The organism is Pseudomonas sp. B21-021 (genome assembly GCF_024749205.1).
Taxonomy (GTDB): domain Bacteria; phylum Pseudomonadota; class Gammaproteobacteria; order Pseudomonadales; family Pseudomonadaceae; genus Aquipseudomonas; species Aquipseudomonas paraglycinae.
Genome location: NZ_CP087192.1, coordinates 817501 through 837947, shown reverse-complemented (window position 1 = coordinate 837947; position 20447 = coordinate 817501). Strand labels below are relative to the sequence as shown.

Annotated in this window: 12 protein-coding genes and 2 rRNA genes (1 of these 14 running past the window's edge); 2 read left to right on the top strand and 12 right to left on the bottom strand. The window is 59.8% G+C overall.

Annotation, left to right across the window (positions count from 1 at the left end; genetic code table 11):
• Positions 1–12: 12 nt before the first annotated feature.
• On the bottom strand, positions 13–1263 hold the full coding sequence (locus LOY31_RS03600; RefSeq protein ID WP_007953861.1) for a hypothetical protein: 1251 nt from the start codon (positions 1261–1263) through the stop codon (positions 13–15).
• Entirely contained in the window at positions 1260–2231 is a 972-nt protein-coding gene (locus LOY31_RS03595) for a DapH/DapD/GlmU-related protein (RefSeq protein ID WP_258712842.1), read from the bottom strand. The genes LOY31_RS03600 and LOY31_RS03595 overlap by 4 nt, the downstream gene beginning before the upstream one ends.
• Positions 2232–2798: 567 nt before the next feature.
• Here LOY31_RS03595 and LOY31_RS03590 point away from each other — a divergent pair.
• Positions 2799–3143: a cupin domain-containing protein gene (locus LOY31_RS03590; protein WP_007953863.1), complete on the top strand. Its 345-nt coding sequence runs from the start codon at positions 2799–2801 to the stop codon at positions 3141–3143.
• Positions 3144–3237: 94 nt separating this feature from the next.
• Here LOY31_RS03590 and mmsB read toward each other — a convergent pair whose 3' ends face one another.
• Both mmsB and LOY31_RS03580 read right to left on the bottom strand, forming a co-directional pair.
• Entirely contained in the window at positions 3238–4125 is an 888-nt protein-coding gene (mmsB, locus tag LOY31_RS03585) for a 3-hydroxyisobutyrate dehydrogenase (RefSeq protein WP_258712841.1), read from the bottom strand.
• Between the two features lie 9 nt (positions 4126–4134).
• Positions 4135–5661 carry a CoA-acylating methylmalonate-semialdehyde dehydrogenase gene (locus tag LOY31_RS03580; protein ID WP_258712840.1) on the bottom strand — a complete coding sequence of 509 codons (1527 nt, stop codon included), beginning with the start codon at positions 5659–5661 and terminating at the stop codon, positions 4135–4137.
• Positions 5662–5810: 149 nt separating this feature from the next.
• Here LOY31_RS03580 and LOY31_RS03575 point away from each other — a divergent pair, with 149 nt between their 5' ends.
• The gene (locus LOY31_RS03575) at positions 5811–6758 is read left to right on the top strand and encodes a LysR family transcriptional regulator (RefSeq protein WP_221535619.1); all 948 of its coding nucleotides are present in this window, start codon (positions 5811–5813) and stop codon (positions 6756–6758) included.
• Here LOY31_RS03575 and LOY31_RS03570 read toward each other — a convergent pair.
• The 8 genes from LOY31_RS03570 to LOY31_RS03535 all read right to left on the bottom strand — a co-directional run.
• Positions 6755–7255 (bottom strand): OmpA family protein, encoded by a 501-nt coding sequence (locus LOY31_RS03570; protein WP_258712839.1) that lies wholly within the window; start codon positions 7253–7255, stop codon positions 6755–6757. The two genes, LOY31_RS03575 and LOY31_RS03570, sit on opposite strands and share 4 nt — an antisense overlap.
• Positions 7255–8523 (bottom strand): diguanylate cyclase domain-containing protein, encoded by a 1269-nt coding sequence (locus tag LOY31_RS03565; protein WP_258712838.1) that lies wholly within the window; start codon positions 8521–8523, stop codon positions 7255–7257. The genes LOY31_RS03570 and LOY31_RS03565 overlap by 1 nt, the downstream gene beginning before the upstream one ends.
• On the bottom strand, positions 8520–9095 hold the full coding sequence (locus LOY31_RS03560; protein ID WP_007953870.1) for a YfiR family protein: 576 nt from the start codon (positions 9093–9095) through the stop codon (positions 8520–8522). Before LOY31_RS03560 ends, LOY31_RS03565 begins: the two co-directional genes overlap by 4 nt.
• 125 nt (positions 9096–9220) lie before the next feature.
• On the bottom strand, positions 9221–11323 hold the full coding sequence (gene recD, locus LOY31_RS03555) for an exodeoxyribonuclease V subunit alpha (RefSeq protein ID WP_258712837.1): 2103 nt from the start codon (positions 11321–11323) through the stop codon (positions 9221–9223).
• Entirely contained in the window at positions 11320–15009 is a 3690-nt protein-coding gene (recB, locus tag LOY31_RS03550) for an exodeoxyribonuclease V subunit beta (RefSeq protein WP_258712836.1), read from the bottom strand. Before recB ends, recD begins: the two co-directional genes overlap by 4 nt.
• The gene (recC, locus tag LOY31_RS03545; RefSeq protein ID WP_258713586.1) at positions 15006–18458 is read right to left on the bottom strand and encodes an exodeoxyribonuclease V subunit gamma; all 3453 of its coding nucleotides are present in this window, start codon (positions 18456–18458) and stop codon (positions 15006–15008) included. Before recC ends, recB begins: the two co-directional genes overlap by 4 nt.
• 154 nt (positions 18459–18612) lie before the next feature.
• Positions 18613–18728 (bottom strand): 5S ribosomal RNA (rrf, locus tag LOY31_RS03540).
• A 169-nt stretch (positions 18729–18897) separates the two neighbouring features.
• Positions 18898–20447 (bottom strand): 23S ribosomal RNA (locus LOY31_RS03535); it runs 1341 nt beyond the window's last position.

The window sequence follows — 20447 nt, the reverse complement described above, 5'->3', positions numbered from 1 at the left end:
TCTTCCTTGAGGTTAAGCGGCTTTGCTTTCGGTCAGCGACACAACGCTGCCCTGGCACAACTCGATGATGCGCGTCGCGGCGCGGGCGGCACCTTCGCCATCCGGCGCGGCCACTTGCTGATGCGGCGCGTAGTAGGTCGAAGCGTCGGTGTCTTTTTCCAGTTCACCCTGGATCAGCTCGACGATCGCATCGCGGTCGTGGCCCAGATGCGTCGGGAAACCCAGCAGCTCCAGACGGCGCAGCGCCTCGAGTTCGTGGTACTCGGACTTGGACGGCAGCACGAACAGCGTCGGAATCTGCAGTGCGGCGATTTCCGTCACGGTGATCCAGCCCGGCGCCGAAATCAGCAGGCTGGCTTCGCGCAGCAGGCCCATCCAGTCCGGGTAGTACGGCACGCAGACGACGCCGTCCTGAGCCTGGATATCCTGACGGCCCAGCAACACCAGTTTCAGTTCCGGATTGCGCTCGCGCAGGATCTTGAAGCTGTCCAGATAGGCGGCGAGCAGCGCGTCCTTGTTCTGGGCAAACATCGTAGTGCCGCTGATCGAAGCCACAATGAACGGCGAGTCGCCGAGGTTCAGTTGCTCGCGCACGTTCAAGCCGGTCTGCACATTAATGTCGCGGATCATCGGCCCGACAAAATGCGCCTTGCCACTGACCAGCGCTTCGGCCACCGGCGTGCCCTGATCGAGGGAGGCCACGTACGGTTTGTCGGTCAGCACCAGTTGGCTCTGATTGATCATCCAGTTGAACTGGCTGTGCAGCGCGGTGCGGGCCCGGGCCATTTCCAGCGCGTTGACTTCGAAACCGCCGTCGGCCAGATCATGGTCTTCGAGCTGGCACAGGGTGAAGTCGTAGCGCTCGGTGACGAACACCAGCGGCGTGCCGCTGAAAATCGCAGCCAGGCAGGCGGCCATGTTGTAGTCCGACACCAGAGCGGTCGGCTTGTATTCGGCGATCAGCGCCAGGTAAGACAGAATCCGCTCGCCGGACAGGAAGGTATTGGCGATATAACCGCCAATGTAATTATTCCAGTCGAGTTCTTTCGACAAGTTGCTCTTTTTCGAGTAATCGACCAAACGACCGGCAATATCCACAACTTCTACGCCAGACTTTTCGAACATCGGCGTAAAGGTCGGCTGCAAGGAAGCCAGGGCCACGGTCAATGGCATGTCCGGGCGCTGTTTCTTGATCGCCTGAGCGATGGACAGCGCGCGCATGTTGTGACCGGAACCGGTTGGATTGGGGGCAAATAAAATCATTCTTGAATCTCCATTAGTTGAACAACGCCATGAACCACAGTGTTTTCCAATACATCCCTTATAACCACCGAGTACGGCTTGATAACGGCACCGTCACCAATATTCAGTGGACCTACCAAGATGGCGCCCTCGCCAATAACGCAACGACTTCCAATGCGCACCGGTGCCTCCTCCCAGGGCAGTGAGCGGAATGAATGATCATGGGTGGAGGCCACGATCGTGACCCCCTCGGACAACTCGCTGAAAGCACCGACGGATACGCCGCCGGCCGCCTCGATAACCACACCGGCAGCCAGTCGCACGCCGGTGCCCAATTCGATGCCACCCAGTTGCGACATGCCGCCCTGACGGTTGCTGCGCCCGATCAGAATGCAGTCCCGGGCGATTTCCACCGACGCTCCGCCGCGCAGTTCGGCATCGATCAGGGCGTCGTCGCTGATGTCCCAGGTCAGGGTGTCGGGGTTCAGCGACTTGAGCCGCGCGACCGACTGCGTGGACCGATCGAGCATCGACGGCAATCCCTGACGCGCCCGCTCCCGGACTTTGGTCAGCACCGGTTCCGGGCTCGGTCGGCCGTCCTCGACCACGGTGCGCCGGGCAATGACCCGCGCCGGACGACCGACGACGATTGCGTCCGGCGGCACATCCGCTGTCACCAACGCGCCAGCCGCCACCACAGCCCCAGCACCGATGGAGACACCGGCAGCCACGGTGGACTTGGCGCCCAGCCAGACGTTTTCGGCAATCCGAACCGACGACTGCGCCGTCCCCAGGCATTGGGCACCGGTGGCGAACATGCTGGATTTACCGATGGACGCGTGCTGCAAATCGCACCTGAAGCCGATGAAGCAGTCATCGCTTATCTGCACATTTGTCAGGCGACTGCCGGCACGCACCCAGACGTGCCGACCAAGTTCACTCGCACTATCAACAATCGTCGAAACTTCAATTACGTTTATGTCGTCCACAATAAAGCCTCATTCCATTGATGCCGGGCACATAAAAATTCGATAGGCGTGCGTATCCCGCAGATATAAATCCGCCAGTGCACAAATAATAATTAACTGTTTATTTAAGGCTTCTACTCAAAGCACGCGAGACATTGCGTCCGCGCCACTTATTAACTGACCGGTTCATTCAACTGTCATTACTCATTAACAACAGATAGAAGTTCACACTTGAGCCGAAGACCAAGTCAGTTATCGAGATGAGAAAAAGCCGATTCAAGTCTGTCCGTGACTCAGATGGAGCTCCCTTCCGAGGAATAGTCCTTTAGTACGAATGTTATAGTACAGACGATTTTGTTTTGCAATAGGTGTCAGAATGGTTATCTCGTTTTAGTCTAAAAATTTATTGAACTTTTATGGTGCACGCTTGTACTAAAGCGGTCTTATATGCACAGCGACGGTGCACATTCGCGGGTCGCGTAGATTTGCCCCAGCGCTTACAGGCATCTGGAGGTCGACCCCAGACATTCCGACAGTACCCGCGAAAGCTACGGTGACGGCTCTAACTCCCTCTGGCCTGGAGCCGTCATGCCCGCACCTATCACCGTTTTGCGCGACACCCATCCCCTGCCCGTACTCGACGCCTGCAAATGGGAAAAGCTCGAGGGCGACCCGCACACCGTCAACCTCAATGCCTACACCAGCGAAGACGGCAGCAAGATCATGGGCACCTGGATCTGCACACCGGGCAAGTGGCGAGTGGATTACGTGAAGTGGGAGTACTGCCATTTCCAGGAAGGCTACTGCGTGATTACCCCGGACGGCATGGAGCCGATCCACCTGCGCGCCGGCGACATCTTCGTGGTCGAGCCAGGCATGAAGGGCACCTGGGAAGTGGTCGAGACCGTGCGCAAATATTTCGTGTTCGCCTGATACAAAAAAGCCGGGAAACCACCCGACGTGATTTCCCGGCAACACCTACTGCATCTGAATTGCAGACCTGCGACGAGCACAGGCCTGACGACGATTACTGCGGCTTGCGATAGCTGTTGATGATCGCCGAGAAGTCCTTGCCCCCTTCCCCGCGCTGACTCATCGCCTGATACAACTGCTGCGCCACCGCGCCCAGCACCACCGGCTGATGGGCCTGACGTGCCGCTTCGGTGGCCAGCCCCAGATCCTTGAGCATCAGCTCGGCGCCGAAGCCACCGGTGTAACCGCGCGAGGCCGGCGCCGTTTCGACGATGCCCGGCCATGGGTTGTACATTTCCGAACTCCAGCAACGACCGGTCGAGCTGTTGATGATCCCAGCGAGCACCGTGGTGTCGATGCCCAGCGCATCGCCCAGCGCCATCGCCTCGCTGACGCCGACCATCGAAATGGCGAGCAACAGGTTGTTGCAGATCTTGGCGATCTGCCCGGTGCCGACCTCACCGCAATGCACTATGTTGCGGCCCATCTGCGCCAGCACCGTTTGCAGGGTGGCGAACAGTTCCGGAGTAGCACCGACCATGAAGGTCAGCGTCCCGGCCGTGGCGCCGCCAGTGCCGCCGGACACCGGCGCATCAGCCATGGCCACGCCTTGTTTGGCAGCAGCCGCCGCGACATCGCGCGCCGTCTGCGGATCGATGGTGCTGCAATCCACCGCTGGCACACCTTTACCGATTCCGGCCAGCACGCCATCTTCACCGAGCCAGACGCTGCGTACATGCACGGCGGCGGGCAACATGGTGATCACCAGTTCTGCGTCTTCAGCAGCTTCGCGAGCCGAAGCGCGGATGGTGCCGCCCAGCTGCTCGAGTTCCGCCAGCACGGTTTTGTTCAGGTCCACCAGATTCAGCGAGTGCCCGGCCTTGATCAGGTTGCGCGCCATCGGCGCGCCCATGTTGCCCAGACCGATAAATGCGATTTTCATGGCCATTCCTCAGCGCAGGTTGATGGTGGTGTTCACGCCGTCGTTGACGCTGTCGTCATCGAACCAGCGCGCCGTGACCGTTTTGGTCTGGGTGTAGAACTGCACCACTTGCTTGCCGTACGGGCCGAGGTCGCCAAGTTTCGAACCGCGCGAACCGGTGAAGCTGAAGAACGGGACTGGCACCGGAATCGGGATGTTGATGCCGACCTGACCGACGTCGATTTCAGTCTGGAATTTGCGCGCCGCCGCACCGCTCTGGGTGAACAGGCCAGTGCCATTGCCGAACGGGTTGGCGTTGACCAGCGCGATGGCCTGATCGAGAGTATCGACTTCCAGCACCACCAGCACCGGGCCGAAGATTTCCTGGGTGTAGATCTGCATGTCGGTGGTCACCCCGGAAAACAGGGTCGGGCCGACGAAGTTGCCTTTCTCGTAGCCCGGCACGTTGATGTCGCGACCGTCCAGCTCGAGTTTCGCGCCTTCCTTGATGCCGCTTTCGATCAGATCGAGAATCCGCGCCTTAGCCTTTTTCGAAATGACCGGGCCGACATCGGTGCCCGGCTCGTTGCCGGCGTTGACCTTGAGTTTCTGCGCCAGCGCTTTCAGATCCGGCAACCATTGTTTGGCCGCACCCACCAGTACCACCACCGAGGTGGCCATGCAACGCTGACCGGCCGCACCGAAACCGGCGCCGACCAAGGCATTGAGCGCTTGCTCGCGATTGGCATCCGGCAACACCACCGCATGGTTCTTCGCGCCCATCATCGATTGCACGCGCTTGCCGTGCTTACCGGCCAGGTCATAAACGTGGGTGCCGACGGCGGTCGAACCGACGAACGAAACGGCCTTGATGTCCTTGTGGGTGCACAGGCCATCGACCACGTCTTTGCCACCATGAACGACGTTCAGAACACCGGCCGGAATGCCCGCTTCAATCGCCAGTTCCACCAGCAACAGGGTCGACAGCGGATCCTGCTCGGACGGCTTGAGCACGAAGGTGTTGCCGCAGGCGATGGCCATCGGGAACATCCATAGCGGAATCATTGCCGGGAAGTTGAACGGCGTGATGCCAGCGCAGACGCCGATCGGCTGGCGCAGGGTGTAGGTGTCGACGCCGCCGGCCACGTTCTCGGCGAACTCGCCCATTTGCAGGCTGCCGATGGAACAGGCGTGCTCGACCACTTCCAGGCCACGGAAAATATCACCTTCAGCGTCAGCGATGGTCTTGCCCTGCTCGGCGCTCAGCACCACGGCGATGCGTTTGGAATGCTCGCGGATCAGCGCTTGCAGCTTGAGCATGATGCGCATGCGCGCGCCGATCGGGGTCAGCTTCCAGGTCTGGAAGGCGCGCTGTGCGGCGCTGACGGCGGCGTCAACTTCAGCGGCGGTGGCGAACGGGACTTTAGCCAGCACTTGCTGGGTCGCCGGGTTGACGATGTCGTGCCATTCGGTGGTCTGCGACTCGACCCACTCGCCGTCGATCAGCAGCTTGACCTTCTGGACCGTGGTTTCGTTGGGCGTAAGCGATGCGTTCATGCTGGTCTCCAGAAATTGTTTTTATCTTGGGAGCCAAGGCGAAAGGTTCGCCTTGAGATGAGGCGTGTGTCGCGAATTGGTTGTCGGACTGTTTTTGGAGTATAGATGTGCAAACTTCTAATAAGAACGCACATATAAGCCAGTCCATCATGCAAAAAAACATCACGTCTTTAGGCTCGCTGAACTGGGACGACCTCAAGTTTTTCCTCGAAGTCGCCCGCACCCGCAAGGCCAGCACCGCGGCCAAACGCCTGGCGGTGGACTACACCACCGTGTCGCGGCGGATCAGTTCGCTGGAATCGGCGCTCGGCACTTTGCTGTTCGAAAAGTCGCGCACCAGCGGTTTTGTGCTGACTGCCGAAGGCCAGCGCCTGCTGAGTTATGCCGAGTCGATCGAAAGCACGCTGCACATGGCCTGCGAGCAGGTGTCCGGCTCCGGCGTCGCGCTGTCGGGGCATGTGCGGATGGGTTGCACCGAAGGTTTCGGCAGCTTCTTCATCACCCCGCAACTGAGCCACTTCGTCGACGCCTATCCGGCGATCTCGGTGGACATCCTGCCGTTGCCGCACTTCATCAGCCTGTCCAAACGCGAAGCCGACATCGTCATCGCCCTCGAACGCCCGGAACACGGGCCGTACGTGTGCTGCAAACTCTGCGACTACCGCTTGCAACTCTACGCGACCCAGGAATACCTCGACAAACACCCACCGATCCGCCGCCCCGCCGATTTGGGCAAGCATCAATTCATCAGTTATGTGGATGACCTGGCGTTCAGCTCGGAGCTGCTGTATCTGGCAAACGTGGTGCCCGGCGCCAGCGCGAACTTGCGCAGCACCAGCGTGATCGCGCAATTCGTGGCGGCGCAGCAGGGGCGCTCGCTGGCGATTCTGCCGTGCTTCCTTGCGGCCCAGGATCCGCGCCTGTTGCCAGTGTTGCCGGAGGAAATCGACATCACCCGGCAGTTCTGGATGTACTGCCGGGAGGATCTGCGCAAGCTCAAGAGGATTACCCTGTTGTGGGATTACATCCGCGAAGTGACCGAGCGCAATCAGGCGCTGTTGATGGGGCAGACCCGCGAAATGCAGTTCGCCGACTAGTCGGCGCTGACCACGATCGACACCCGGCGGTTTTCGGTGCGGCCGGCGGCAGTGTCGTTGGAGGCGACCGGTTCGCGACTGCCGAGGCCTTGCAGCTGAATGTTCTCTTCTTTCATGCCAACCGACGTCAGCACTTTGCCGACGCTTTTCGCGCGACGCAGAGACAGCTGCTGGTTGTAGGTTTCCTTGCCCGAAGCGTCGGTATGGCCATCGACCCGCACGCGCTCGATGCCGACACCCAGCAACGCTTTGCCGATACGCTCGACGATTTCGGTACTTTGCTTGTTCAGGCTTTCGACATCGCTGCCAAACAGCACTTTGCCCGACAGACCGAACTCCCAGCCGTCATCGGTCAACTCGAAGCCTTGCTGCTTGAGGACTGCGACCTGGGCTGGCGTCAGGCCTTTTTGCGGGGCGGTCTGGCAACCGGTCAGGGCCAGTATGGCCGTCAGCAACAGGGTGGAAAACAGTCGAAAGGAAAGTGAGAACACGGGCATCAGCTCCTGGTTTGAACGGGATCGACCGGGTGCTCCGACCCGGCCGTGAATTGGGCGCCGCGCGACAAACGCTTGGCTTGGTACATCGCGGCATCCGCCGCATCGAGCAAGGTGCCGGGCGTAGCGCCATGATCGGGGTAAACGGCGATGCCGATACTGAGCGAAGTCACGACACTGCTATCGCCGGGCAGTGCAATCGGGATCTCCATGCTGGCGAGGATCTTGTCGGCAATGCGCTCGGCGTCTTCGGTCTTGTGCAAGGGTGTCAGCAGAACGGCAAATTCATCACCGCCCAGACGCGCCACCAGATCTTCCTCACGCAACTGCGCCCGCACCCGATTGGCTACCGCCACCAGCACTGCATCGCCGGCGGCATGACCGAAGCTGTCGTTGATGTCCTTGAATCGGTCGCTGTCGAGAAACAGCACTGCCACGCGCTCGTTCTGCTTGTGGGCGCTGCGTAGCGCACGGATCAGGCGACCCTCGAAAAAGGCCCGGTTCGGCAATCCGGTGAGACTGTCGTGACTGGCCTGGTGGGCGAGGGTTTCGTTCTCGCTTTGCAGGTGGGTTTGCCAGTCTTCGAGTTCATCGAGCAAGGCATTGAAGTCATTGCCCAGGTTGTCGAGCTCGGCAATTTTTGCCCGTGGTACCCGTCGATCGAGTGCCCGCTCGCTACGGGCGGCATGCGCCACTGCAGCCAGGCTGTGCAACGGGCCGATGATCCTGCGCAACTGGCGACGCGCCAGATAGAGCGCGACCCAGGCGCTGATCGCCGTGCAGAGAATAATCCCCGCCAGACCGCTCAACAGAAAGCGCATCAGGCTGCCGCCGTGGCCGATCAGCAAAATGCGCCCGATTTCGCGATCCTGATGCAGGATCGGCAGGCTGATGGGTTTTTCCAGAATGACCCGCGCGACCTGCATCTCCAGTTCGGAAAACAAGCCATTCTCCGGACGCTGCCAGCGCGCGAGCAACTGGCCTTGAGTGTCCAGCACCTGGGCATCTGCCACTTCTTCGGTCGAGGCGATCAGCGCCAGCGCTTCGGTCGCGGCGGCCTTGTCGTTGAACACCACGGCAGCTTCCACCGTGTAACTGATCGAGCGGGCGATCAAGTGCAGGTTGTGATCGGCATAGACCCGCAGCGCCAACACCCCAAGCAGCGTCAGCGACACACTGGCCATTGCCACGGCGACCAGCGCCACAATCAGGTTGCCACGGCCGATGACCGAGCCGAGGGTCGGGCGCCCTGTGGATTTGTCGCGTCTCATGGCACCGCCGGTTTGCGGCGCGACAACTGCAGCACGCTGGGATGAATGCGCACGCCGCTGCGGGCGACGGAGTCGAGGTTGACCTCGAACGACACTTGCTCATCGCCGACCCGCAGGCAGAACAGGCTGCCGACCGTGCATTGATCGCCGCCTTCGCTGATGCTCAGCACCGGATGGCCGATCAGGGATGCGAACAGCCGGCTGCGTTCGTCGGTCGTGAGTTTGCCGATGTAGACCGCGTCGCACTCGCTGACGATGGCCGGATTGTCAGCCAACAGTCGACGCACGATGACCGGACGCCCCGTGGCCTGGGTCGTACCCTTGACCAGGTCGTCGGTGTATTCGGTTGGACCGACGATGCACAGGCGCAATTGCGCCGGCTCTACCGGCCAGCGCGCATAACTGAGGATACCGAGGACAACCTGGGTGACGGATTTGGCCCGCTGCTCGGCCATGCCCGCCGGGGGTTGAGTCTGGGCAGCGGCCACACCCGAGAGCAAACAGAGCACACCGGCAAGCAACGCCCGCTTGCAGCCAACTACGCGCTCTGTCGCCCAGACAGCCACCTTCATGCAGGGATTCTCTTGGATCGTTACGAAATGATGCCGCAACGATAGCACAGCGCTGGAACGCCAGCGATACAACGACCTCTGACCGGTCGGTCAATTATCGGCGGCAATTGAAAGCTCCTTCATCCTTAATGCGGCGCCCCTTCTTCCAGTTCCAGCATCAGTCCACTCAGGCGCTTCACCTTGCGCTGCACCGCTTCTTCAAACACGCCGCTCCGAGGCTCGATCAAGGTGAACCAGTCCTTGGCCCGGGTAATTCCGGTGTAGATCAGCTCCTTGGTCAACACGGGATTCAGGGCGTCCGGCAGGATCAGCGCGGTATGGGCAAACTCCGAGCCCTGCGACTTGTGCACAGTCATCGCATAGACGGTCTCGACATCGTTGAGCCGGCTCGGCAGCACGAAACGCACCCCGCCACGCCCGTCGTTACGCGGGAACGCCACTCGCAACACCGACTTACCGGCATCCGGCCCATCGCGCTCAGGCAGTTTCAGGGCGATACCGATGTCACCGTTCATCAGCCCCAGACCGTAGTCATTTCGGGTCATCAGCACCGGCCGGCCTTCGTACCATTGCTGATCGCTTTCGATCAGCCGCGCCTTGAGCAGCGCGTCGGTGATGCGCTGGTTCAGCCCCTCGACACCCCACGGCCCTTTGCGCACTGCGCACAACAACTGGAAGGTATCGAAGGCCCGCAGGACGTCACTCGCCCAGTCGGTCCAGCCCGGGCTCTCGAGCGGCGTTCCGCTCGCCGGACGTCGATCGCGCAAGACGCTCAGATAGTGTCGATATCCGTGAGGGCCTACGCCGTGCCCATCGAGCACCAGGTGCTCAAGGTTCCGGTCGTGTTCGTTCTGAAGCGGCAACGAAAACACATCACCATGGGTTCTGGCGTCCAGTAACTGGCGAGCCTCGACCGGGAGTTGCTGATTCACCCGTCGCGCCAGTTGACCGATGCCGCTGCCCTCGCCGAAACGCCGCGAGTGACGCAACATCACCACTTGCTGGGCCAACGGATGCGAACCGTCGGTGCCTTCGTGCAAGCCGCTGTCCTGCAGGGATTCGCCGCTCACCTGCTCCAGCCACTGGCGGGTCTGCGGACTGTACCAACCGGCTTCGGCATCGCGGCACAAATCCCCCAGCACCGCGCCCGCCTCCACGGAGGCCAGTTGATCCTTGTCGCCCAGCAACACCAACCGGGCATGAGGTGGCAAGGCATCGAGCAGGTTGGCCATCATTTCCAGGTCGATCATGGACGCTTCATCGACCACCAGAACGTCCAGGGGCAGACGGTTACCGGCATGGTGGCGAAAGTGCCGCGTGCCGGGACGACTGCCAAGCAGGCGGTGCACCGTGGTCACCTCGGTCGGGATTTTTTCCCGGACGCTGTCAGCAACTTTCAGCGACTGCACCTGCTGACTGATGGACTCGGTCAGCCGCGCCGCCGCCTTCCCGGTAGGCGCCGCGAGGCGGATGCGCAATGGCTGGTGCGCCTCGACCGCAGGCGCCTGGAGCAACGCCAGCAAACGGACCACCGTCGTCGTCTTGCCGGTGCCCGGGCCACCCGTGATGATGCTGAAGGCACTTCGGGTGGCCAGGGCGCAGGCGAGTTTCTGCCAGTCGATGACATTCGCACGCAGGGCCGGATCGAACAGTGCGTCCAGCCGCCGAGCAAGATCGGGTGGTGTCGCTTCCTGCTCCGCCAGACGCTGACGCAATGCGCTGTCGATACGCCGCTCGTAGGCCCAATAGCGCCGCAAGTACAAGCGTTTGCCGGACAACACCAGCGGGCGCTCCTGAGCCGATGCACCTTCGTCGGCGGCCAGTGCCACCAGCGAACTGCCGGCCAGTACTTTGCACCAATGCGCTCCGTCGAGGGTTTCGAGCAACTGCGAGGGCAACAGCAATACGCCGGGTTGTGCGTCCCCCTCCGGAGGCAGAGACAGCGCGAAATCCGGCGCCTTGAGGGTTTCGAACAGATCCAGGCAGACATGACCATGGCCGAGCTGGTGACTGGTCAATACGGCGGCTAGCAACACCAGCGGATCGACATCGGGTGCCAACTCATGAAGGAAGGCCACGAATGCCTTATCCAGTGCCCGCAACCAACCACGCTCGACCCACTGGGTCAGCAACAGCAACAGATCATCGGCCCGGGTCAGGGGCGTCAGTTGCACGAGGCTGTCGGCGGTCAGCGGCGTTGGCAGCAGATCGGCGAATGTCCGGTTCATAGCAGTACTCCCTGTTCCCACGCGGGCTCGGCCTTGGGTTGCGATTTGCCCTGGAACATGAGGTCCAGACGTTCGATCAGCGCCCTTGGTGGTCGCGCGAAGTAAACGCCACCGCCAGGAGCCCGTGTCCCACGCAGGAACAGATACAACGCGCCGCCGATATGCCGGTCGTAGTCGTAATCGGCGAGCCGCGCCTTGAGCTGACGATGCAGTGCCAACAGGTACAGCACGTATTGCAGGTCATAACGGTTGTCGAGGATCGACTGCTCCATGGCTCGCTCGGTGTACGCGGCGTCATCGACACCCAGCCAGTTGGATTTGTAATCGGCCACGTAGTAACGACCCTCGTGCTCGAACGTCAGGTCGATAAAGCCTTTGAACATGCCATTGAGCTGCACCGCTTCGGCGCCGACCCGGGCAACACCGTTGTGGGTGAACTGACGCACCTGTTCGTCGAGCTTGAGGACGTCGACTTTGTGGCTGGCAAACCAGAACTCCATCTCGACCCGATACTGCTTCAATTGCTCGAGCACCACTGGCGGTTGGTCGAAGCCCGCAGGCAGCGGCAATTTGAGCAAGTGTTGCAACCAGTCACCGAGGGTAGTGATCCAGCCTTCCCAGCCCCGACGGTTGCAACGTCGGGCAATTGCATCGTCCAGCGATTCGCGGGTGACCGCAAACCCTTCCTCCCCTGCCCACTCCAGCAAACCGTGAAGAAACGTTCCCGGATTCGGCCCGCGAGGGAAGCGGTGAATGTCGGCCCCGCCGGCGATGATCTCGCGCGGAGCTTCAGGATCCAGGCGTTCGTCGTCGAACAGTTTTTGCGCTTGCGGACTGTCGGGAGCTTCGTCATTGCCGACGCTCAGCACGTCACTGATGCGCAAGGCACTGTACGACGCGATCCACCAGTTCTCGCTGGCCCTGCGGCTCGGCAAAAGGGTGGCACGTAGCGTGGCTTCGTTACGCGGAGGCTGGTACTCCTCGCGGGTGGCCTCCGGCATTTCAACAACGCTCAACGACGAACAATTCTGTTGCAGATCGTCCAGCCAGCGAGCCAATCCGCTGGACTCGTTCAACGTTGCGCCGCCGCCCAACAGATAGCCCAGTGCAGAAAGATGCAGCACCGAACTGCTGTGGTTACCGCGCTTGAGATCCGTCACCCCGAGCCAACACGCGTGTTGCGCGCGGGTCAGCGCGACATAGAGCAAACGCAGATCCTCCGCCAGGCGCTCATTGTCCGCCAAGGCGATCAGTTCAGCGTCGGACTTCAGACTGATGCGGGCCTTGCCGGACTCATCGTGGTAATGCAGCGGCAATCGACTGCCATCCACGGGTTTGGCCGAGCAGATGAACGGCAGGAACACCAAAGGGTATTCAAGCCCCTTGGACTTGTGAATGGTCACGACCTTGACCAGTTGTTCGTCGCTTTCAAGACGCAGGATCTGCTCTTCACCTGCCTGCCCGGACAGCGCCAGATGCTCAGCCAGATGACGGATCAGTGCCTGCTCGCCATCGAGTTCCGACGCGGCCTGTTGCAACAACTCCGACAGGTGCAACAGGTTGGTCAGCACCCGCTCGCCATCACTGCGGGCGATGAGCATCTGCGGCAGTTGAAAGTCGTGCAGCAGGCGCCGCAACATCGGCAGCACCCCTTGCTTGCGCCAGAGCTCACGATAACCACGGAACTGCATGACCCGGGTTTCCCAGACCAGTTCGTCCTGATTCAGGCGCTCCAGCTCAGCCAGCGGCAGATTCAGTGTGATGCACGCCAGCGCCGCTTTCAGGGAGCGTTCGACATCCGGCTCGGCGCACGCCTTTAGCCACGACAGCAGATCATGGGCTTCCTGAGCGGCAAAGACCGAGTCCTTGTCCGACAGATAAACGCTGCGGACTCCGCGCGCTGCGAGCTCACCGCGTATCGCCTGCGCCTCTTTACCGTCGCGCACCAGGATCGCAATGTCCGCTGGCCGCAGCCCACGCCAATCCTTGCCCTCCTGCGCAAACCCGGCGCGACCGGTCTGCCCGCCATTAAGCAGGGTCGTGATCTCACTGGCGCAGGCCGCCGCCAACTGCTGGCGATAAACCGCCCCGGACAGTGGCTTGTCGGTGGATAAATGCCAGATGTTCAGCGCTGGCACATCCAGCCCGGAAACCTGCAAATGTTCTTTACGCCCCTGAGCCTCTACAGGCTGGAATGGCACCGGGTTATCGCCGTTTTTCTCTCGAAACAGAAATGCTCCGCGCCCTTGCTCACGGGACTCGGCACGTTCGAAAACATGGTTGACCGCACTGACCATCCCGTGACTGGAACGGAAGTTCGTGCCCAGGGTATGCAGGCGTCCGGTTGTAGCCTGGCGGGCTCGCAGATAGGTGTAGATATCCGCGCCACGGAAGGCATAGATCGCCTGCTTGGGGTCGCCAATCAGGAACAGTCCGGTCTCGGGATTATCCTCTTCAATGCGATAGATGCTTTCGAAGATCCGGTACTGCACCGGATCCGTATCCTGGAACTCATCGATCAGGGCGACCGGGAACTGCTCGCGGATGAGCGTGGCGAGACGTTCCCCACCATCGGATTGCAGGGCAGCATCCAGACGCAACAGCATGTCGTCGAAACCCATTTCGGCGCGACGGCGCTTCTCGTCTTCAAAGCGAGCACCAACCCATTTGGCAGCATGCTGCAGCACGGCCGCATCGGGCGTCGGCAAATTGTCGAGGCTCGACTTGAGCACAGGCATGGCATCCAGGCCCGGGTGACTCGGCGGCTCGCCCTTCCAGGCTTCAGCCATGCCCTCCGGCGTGAGCCTGGCGAACCCGGTGCCGATATCCAGTTGCTCGAGCGACTCGTCCTCGGCCCAGGCCTTGAGCTTTTCGAACCAGGGTTCGAAATAGCGGGCCTGCATCTTGCGCCCGTCCACGGTTTTGTTGGCGACGCCCTGATGGCAGATGGCGAGTAACTCATCAGCCCACTGCCGCCATGGCCCCTTCAACTCCACCAATGCCGCACGGCGTTCCTGCAGGCAGTCTTCGATCAGCTCGGATGGCGTCTTTTCTGAATCCCCTTCGCGCTCGGTGCCAAACAGCCCACGCACACGCGGCAACAGGGCCGCCGGCCCTCCCCAGTGGCTGCGAACCCAGTTCAAGGCATCGCCCTGCATCGGATAGCAGAACAGCCGCCAATAATCGCGCAGCACTTCGCCGAGCAGGTCGCTGTGATCGGTTTCCAGGGTCTGGGTAAACAGACTGCCGCTGTCGAACGCATGCTCGCGCAACATTCGCTGACACCAGCTGTGGATCGTCGAGACCGCAGCTTCATCCATCCATTGCGCGGCGATATCCAGGCGGTTCGCGCAGCCGGGCCATTGTTGCGGATCGAACTGTGCACGCAGTTCATCAATCAACGCATCAGGGGGCGGTGACTCGTCACGGAAGAAACGGGCGGCCTCGGCCAGACGTGTGCGTATACGTTCGCGCAGTTCTTTGGTGGCTGCGTCGGTGAAGGTCACCACGAGAATCTGCGGGGGCAACAGCTCTCGAGCGAAACCACTCGCCTCGCCTCCGTGGCCGAGGATCAACCGCAGATACAACGCCGAAATGGTAAACGTCTTGCCAGTGCCCGCACTGGCTTCAATCAGTTGGCTGCCCTTTAACGGGAATGCCAGGGCGAGAGGCTGCTGGTTACTCATGCGCCTGCCTCCTCGTGGGTCCATGAACGCCAAGGTGCCTCAAGCAGAGGGCGATACAGTGCATCACACCAACCGGAGAAGGTTTCATCCGCCTGCAGTGCATCGAAGTCGGCGAATTGTCGGGACAGAGCCGGACTTTCACGCCGCTCGCCTTCGCTGGTCTGAGCATCGCCCTCATAGGCTTTACGGGCAGCCGCTTCAGCCTTGACCGGATCGGTCTGGGCCAGCCATGCAAAAGCCGTTTTCACCGCGACCGGAAGTGGCTGGCGCATGCCCGTCTGCCAGGCACGCAGCAGATCCTCAAGAATGCGCCCCGCTCGAGTCTGTTCCAGAGGTTCAAGAAGGAGCGTGTCATCACTCGCCACCAGTGCGGTCGTCAGGGAGAGTCCACTGGCGCACGCGACGAGATGGCTGACCCAGGGATTGGTCATGCGATGCCATTTGCGGCTCTTGATCGAGCCTATGCTGTTGGGGATTGTTGTGACCGACAGTACGCCGCCATCGGCGCGCCGGTGCAAACCGCCTAGCCATCCTTCAAGGCGCAGTTCCTGCCATTCAAAATTGATCGGTAGCGCGTTGGTTAGCGGTGTTGGCCATAACGCCAACAGCTGTTGATATCGTTGCAACAAGTCTGGCAAAGGCTCGATCAACTCTCGCTGAAGGCATTCACCGAATCCGGCCATGGGCAGCAGTCCGCTGTTCTGCAGGCGTCGGGCTTGAGACTCGAGCGCCTGATCAACATTGTTCGGGTGTCTCAAGGCTGCCCCGAGCAAGCTGTCGCTGAGCATGTATCGCTGCAATGCATCCAGCACAAAGGGTTCTTCGTCAGCCTGTGGAACCTGCGCCGCTTCGAAGTAAACCTTGAGTCGCTGAGTGAAAAAGTGTCGAACCGGATTGCGCAGGAAGTCCTGCAGCAGCTCCAGACTCAACGGTTCCTCCTGAACATGGGGGGCAAGCATTGTTGCGACGTCATTCTGCTCGTGATGCTGATGCAGCACTTGCCATTCGCTGGCATAGCTGAACAGTTTGTCTTCCTCATGGAAGTAGCGCGAACTGAATGGCTGCAACGGATGCTCCTGAGTCATGGCAATCAGAAGATCTTCGTTGTCGTCGACCGATCGCCATCCATTGGCGAGATGATCGCGCAACTGGCCGATCAACACAGAGGCTGGCCGCTCGCTGTTGTCGCGAATGCTGCGGCCCACCCAACTGATGTAGAGCTGGTGACGGGCGGATAAGAGCGCTTCGAGCAGAAGATAGCGATCATCCTCCCGACGGGATCGATCTCCCGGCCGGTAGTCGCTGCCCATGAGATCGAAGTCCAGCGGCGGTTGAGCGCGTGGATAATCGCCATCGTTCATGCCCAACAGGCAAACCAGCCTGAACGGGATCGCGCGCATAGGCATCAGCGTGCAAAAGTTCACGGCTCCCGCCAGGAAGCGCTGCGACAGACGCCCCTGATCCAGCCCCGCCAGCCAGGCCTCACGGACGACGGTCAGTGGCAGCTCGTCCAGCAGACCGACGGCCTCGCAGGTTTCCAGCCAGGTTTCGCGCAACTCCTCGAGCTGAGCCAGCAGGTAGTCGTCATGCTCATCTTCGGGTTTGAAAAACAGCTGCATCAACGCCTGAAGCCGATATCCCCATTCCTGTGGTTGCGCGGGTTTCATCAGTTGCTGATGCGAAAGCTCCAGTGCATCCAGCAACGCTACCAACGGGCCGATCAACGCGGCATCGAGACCACCGATTTCATCGTAGGGTTCGATATCCCCACAGGCTCCGGAACTGCCGACGGCATAGCCGAGCAGCATCCGACGCAGGCCGAAGCGCCAACTGTTTTGCTCCAGTTCGTCGGGCAATCCCAGTTCGGCCCGTTGCCCGGCATCGATGCCCCAACGTACGCCGGCCCCTTCGATCCAGCGATGCAGAGTCGGCAAGTTTCGCTCCTGCACACCAAACCTGGCGCGTAACGCAGGAACGTCGAGCAGGTCGAGAATTTCACTGACGGGGAAACGACTGTCCGGCAGCTTGAGCAAATGCTCGACAGCGATCAGTAATGGATCCCGCCCGCGCTGGCCCTGATCGGCCATAGTGAAGGGAATGAAGCGTGGATCCTGACGATCCAGTTGGCCAAATACGGCGCGGATATGCGGCGCATAACTATCGATGTCAGGCACCATCACGATCACATCGCGAGGGCGTAATTGAGGGTTGGCACTGAAACGGGCCAGGAGTTGGTCGTGGAGAATCTCCACTTCGCGCTGGGCGCTATGAGCTATGTGAAAGCGGATCGAATCGTCTTGAGTCAGATCGACTGCCGGCCAGAGCGTTCGAGTCTCGCTGAGCGGCCGCAGCTCCAGAATGTCGTCCTGTAACTGATTCAGCATGTTCTTCGGCTGGTTTTCGCTGAACAGATCGATACGTCCGTTGCGAAATGCTGCGCGATAGCTGTCCGGCTCGTCGTAGCTGTCGAGAAGGTTGATGTAATCGCGACCTTGCTTACCCCACGCTGCGAGGAGCGGGTGAGCATGTTGGTGGAGCGATTCCGAATCCAGCACCACAGGCATGCCGTTTTTTCGGGCCTGCCGCTTGTACTGATGACGCAAGAGATCCTTGTCGGCAACGATATCGGCCCAGTGATAACGACAGGGGTTATGGACGCACAATAAAACCTGGCTGAAACGAGACAACCCGGCCAATGCTTCCAGTACCTGGGCGGGCAACGAGGAAATTCCGAAAACGATCACTCGCTGGGGAAGTCCGGTCGGTGCGCGTTCAAGACTGTTGATGCGCTCCATGAACCGCTGGTGCACGCCCGCGCGACTCTGGGCCATGCCTTGCTCGCCCACATCGTCCAGCAGAGCGCGCCACAATTCTGCCTGCCAGCAACTGGTCGGTGAGAGCGGCTTCGCTTCACCTCTTACATTTCGGAGTTGATGATGCCCCTCTGCCCAGTCCTCAAGCCAATCAGCGCGGTAAACCTGGTATTGGTCGAAGAGGTCTGCCAGACGTTCGGACAACTGGTAGCGTTTGCGTAGATCGGTGTCATGGGTGAGGAAGCGCTGTAGCGGTTCGAAATGCGGTCGGGTGATGACCTGTGGCAACAGGCGCATCAGACGCCAGGTCAACGGTGCCTTATCGAGCAGCGACTTTGCCGGAATGTCCTCTCGTCCCAGAACCATCCGGTAAAGCTGCCACATGAAACTGCCCGGCAGTTGCACATCAATAGCGGCGGCGATACCACAGCCGCCGGAGTCGTCCTCTTCAGGATCCTCAGCCAGTGCCAGCTTGAGCCATTGAGCGATGCCGTTGCTCTGTACAAGCGCGATTTCGTTCTCCAAGGGAGCCAGTGGATAGCGCCGCATGATGCTGATCACAAGGCTGCGCAGTTCATCCAGGCTGTTGCTCTGAACGACCATGAATGCAGCGTTGAGGGACTGGGTGTCCGGCATGAAGGCTTCCTTGGAAAAGTACAAAAGCTAGGGCTGAACCTTAGCATTGTCGGCAGGCGACGACAGCCGCAAGGCGGCTGAGAATGCTGTAAGAACTTTCCTGCGGGCAAAACAAAACCCCAACTGCTTTCGCAATTGGGGTTTCGGAATTTAATCTTGACGATGACCTACTCTCACATGGGGAAACCCCACACTACCATCGGCGATGCATCGTTTCACTTCTGAGTTCGGGATGGGATCAGGTGGTTCCAACGCTCTATGGTCGTCAAGAAATTCGGGTACTGAGTCGTGACCAGAGGCCTCGCTTCAGCAAATTGGGTATGTGACAGCTTTCGGTGTTTTGTGAGCGTCGAACTTTCGGTTCATTTTCGTCTTCACACACCGCAATCTGGTCTCTCTCGCTTTTCAGCTCGGAGCATGCAAATTGCTTGGGTGTTATATGGTCAAGCCTCACGGGCAATTAGTATTGGTTAGCTCAACGCCTCACAGCGCTTACACACCCAACCTATCAACGTCGTAGTCTTCGACGGCCCTTCAGGGAACTCAAGGTTCCAGTGAGATCTCATCTTGAGGCAAGTTTCCCGCTTAGATGCTTTCAGCGGTTATCTTTCCCGAACATAGCTACCCGGCAATGCCACTGGCGTGACAACCGGAACACCAGAGGTTCGTCCACTCCGGTCCTCTCGTACTAGGAGCAGCCCCTCTCAAATCTCAAACGTCCACGGCAGATAGGGACCGAACTGTCTCACGACGTTCTAAACCCAGCTCGCGTACCACTTTAAATGGCGAACAGCCATACCCTTGGGACCGGCTTCAGCCCCAGGATGTGATGAGCCGACATCGAGGTGCCAAACACCGCCGTCGATATGAACTCTTGGGCGGTATCAGCCTGTTATCCCCGGAGTACCTTTTATCCGTTGAGCGATGGCCCTTCCATACAGAACCACCGGATCACTAAGACCTACTTTCGTACCTGCTCGACGTGTCTGTCTCGCAGTCAAGCGCGCTTTTGCCTTTATACTCTACGACCGATTTCCGACCGGTCTGAGCGCACCTTCGTACTCCTCCGTTACTCTTTAGGAGGAGACCGCCCCAGTCAAACTACCCACCATACACTGTCCTCGATCCGGATAACGGACCTGAGTTAGAACCTCAAAGTTGCCAGGGTGGTATTTCAAGGATGGCTCCACGCGAACTGGCGTCCACGCTTCAAAGCCTCCCACCTATCCTACACAAGCAAATTCAAAGTCCAGTGCAAAGCTATAGTAAAGGTTCACGGGGTCTTTCCGTCTAGCCGCGGATACACTGCATCTTCACAGCGATTTCAATTTCACTGAGTCTCGGGTGGAGACAGCGCCGCCATCGTTACGCCATTCGTGCAGGTCGGAACTTACCCGACAAGGAATTTCGCTACCTTAGGACCGTTATAGTTACGGCCGCCGTTTACCGGGGCTTCGATCAAGAGCTTCGCGTTAGCTAACCCCATCAATTAACCTTCCGGCACCGGGCAGGCGTCACACCCTATACGTCCACTTTCGTGTTTGCAGAGTGCTGTGTTTTTAATAAACAGTCGCAGCGGCCTGGTATCTTCGACCGGCGTGGGCTTACGTAGCAAGTACTTCACCCTCACCGGCGCACCTTCTCCCGAAGTTACGGTGCCATTTTGCCTAGTTCCTTCACCCGAGTTCTCTCAAGCGCCTTGGTATTCTCTACCCAACCACCTGTGTCGGTTTGGGGTACGGTTCCTGGTTATCTGAAGCTTAGAAGCTTTTCTTGGAAGCATGGCATCAACCACTTCGTCGCCTAAAGGCAACTCGTCATCAGCTCTCGGCCTTGGAATCCCGGATTTACCTAAGATTCCAGCCTACCACCTTAAACTTGGACAACCAACGCCAAGCTGGCCTAGCCTTCTCCGTCCCTCCATCGCAATAACCAGAAGTACAGGAATATTAACCTGTTTTCCATCGACTACGCTTTTCAGCCTCGCCT

Excerpts from the sequence above, each read along its gene's own strand:
- LOY31_RS03600 (WP_007953861.1), bottom strand. The coding sequence starts at position 1,263 with ATGATTTTATTTGCCCCCAATCCAACCGGTTCCGGTCACAACATGCGC.
- LOY31_RS03590 (WP_007953863.1), top strand. The coding sequence starts at position 2,799 with ATGCCCGCACCTATCACCGTTTTGCGCGACACCCATCCCCTGCCCGTA.
- mmsB (WP_258712841.1), bottom strand. The coding sequence starts at position 4,125 with ATGAAAATCGCATTTATCGGTCTGGGCAACATGGGCGCGCCGATGGCG.
- LOY31_RS03580 (WP_258712840.1), bottom strand. The coding sequence starts at position 5,661 with ATGAACGCATCGCTTACGCCCAACGAAACCACGGTCCAGAAGGTCAAG.
- LOY31_RS03575 (WP_221535619.1), top strand. The coding sequence starts at position 5,811 with ATGCAAAAAAACATCACGTCTTTAGGCTCGCTGAACTGGGACGACCTC.
- LOY31_RS03570 (WP_258712839.1), bottom strand. The coding sequence starts at position 7,255 with ATGCCCGTGTTCTCACTTTCCTTTCGACTGTTTTCCACCCTGTTGCTG.
- LOY31_RS03565 (WP_258712838.1), bottom strand. The coding sequence starts at position 8,523 with ATGAGACGCGACAAATCCACAGGGCGCCCGACCCTCGGCTCGGTCATC.
- LOY31_RS03560 (WP_007953870.1), bottom strand. The coding sequence starts at position 9,095 with ATGAAGGTGGCTGTCTGGGCGACAGAGCGCGTAGTTGGCTGCAAGCGG.
- recD (WP_258712837.1), bottom strand. The coding sequence starts at position 11,323 with ATGAACCGGACATTCGCCGATCTGCTGCCAACGCCGCTGACCGCCGAC.
- recB (WP_258712836.1), bottom strand. The coding sequence starts at position 15,009 with ATGAGTAACCAGCAGCCTCTCGCCCTGGCATTCCCGTTAAAGGGCAGC.
- recC (WP_258713586.1), bottom strand. The coding sequence starts at position 18,458 with ATGCCGGACACCCAGTCCCTCAACGCTGCATTCATGGTCGTTCAGAGC.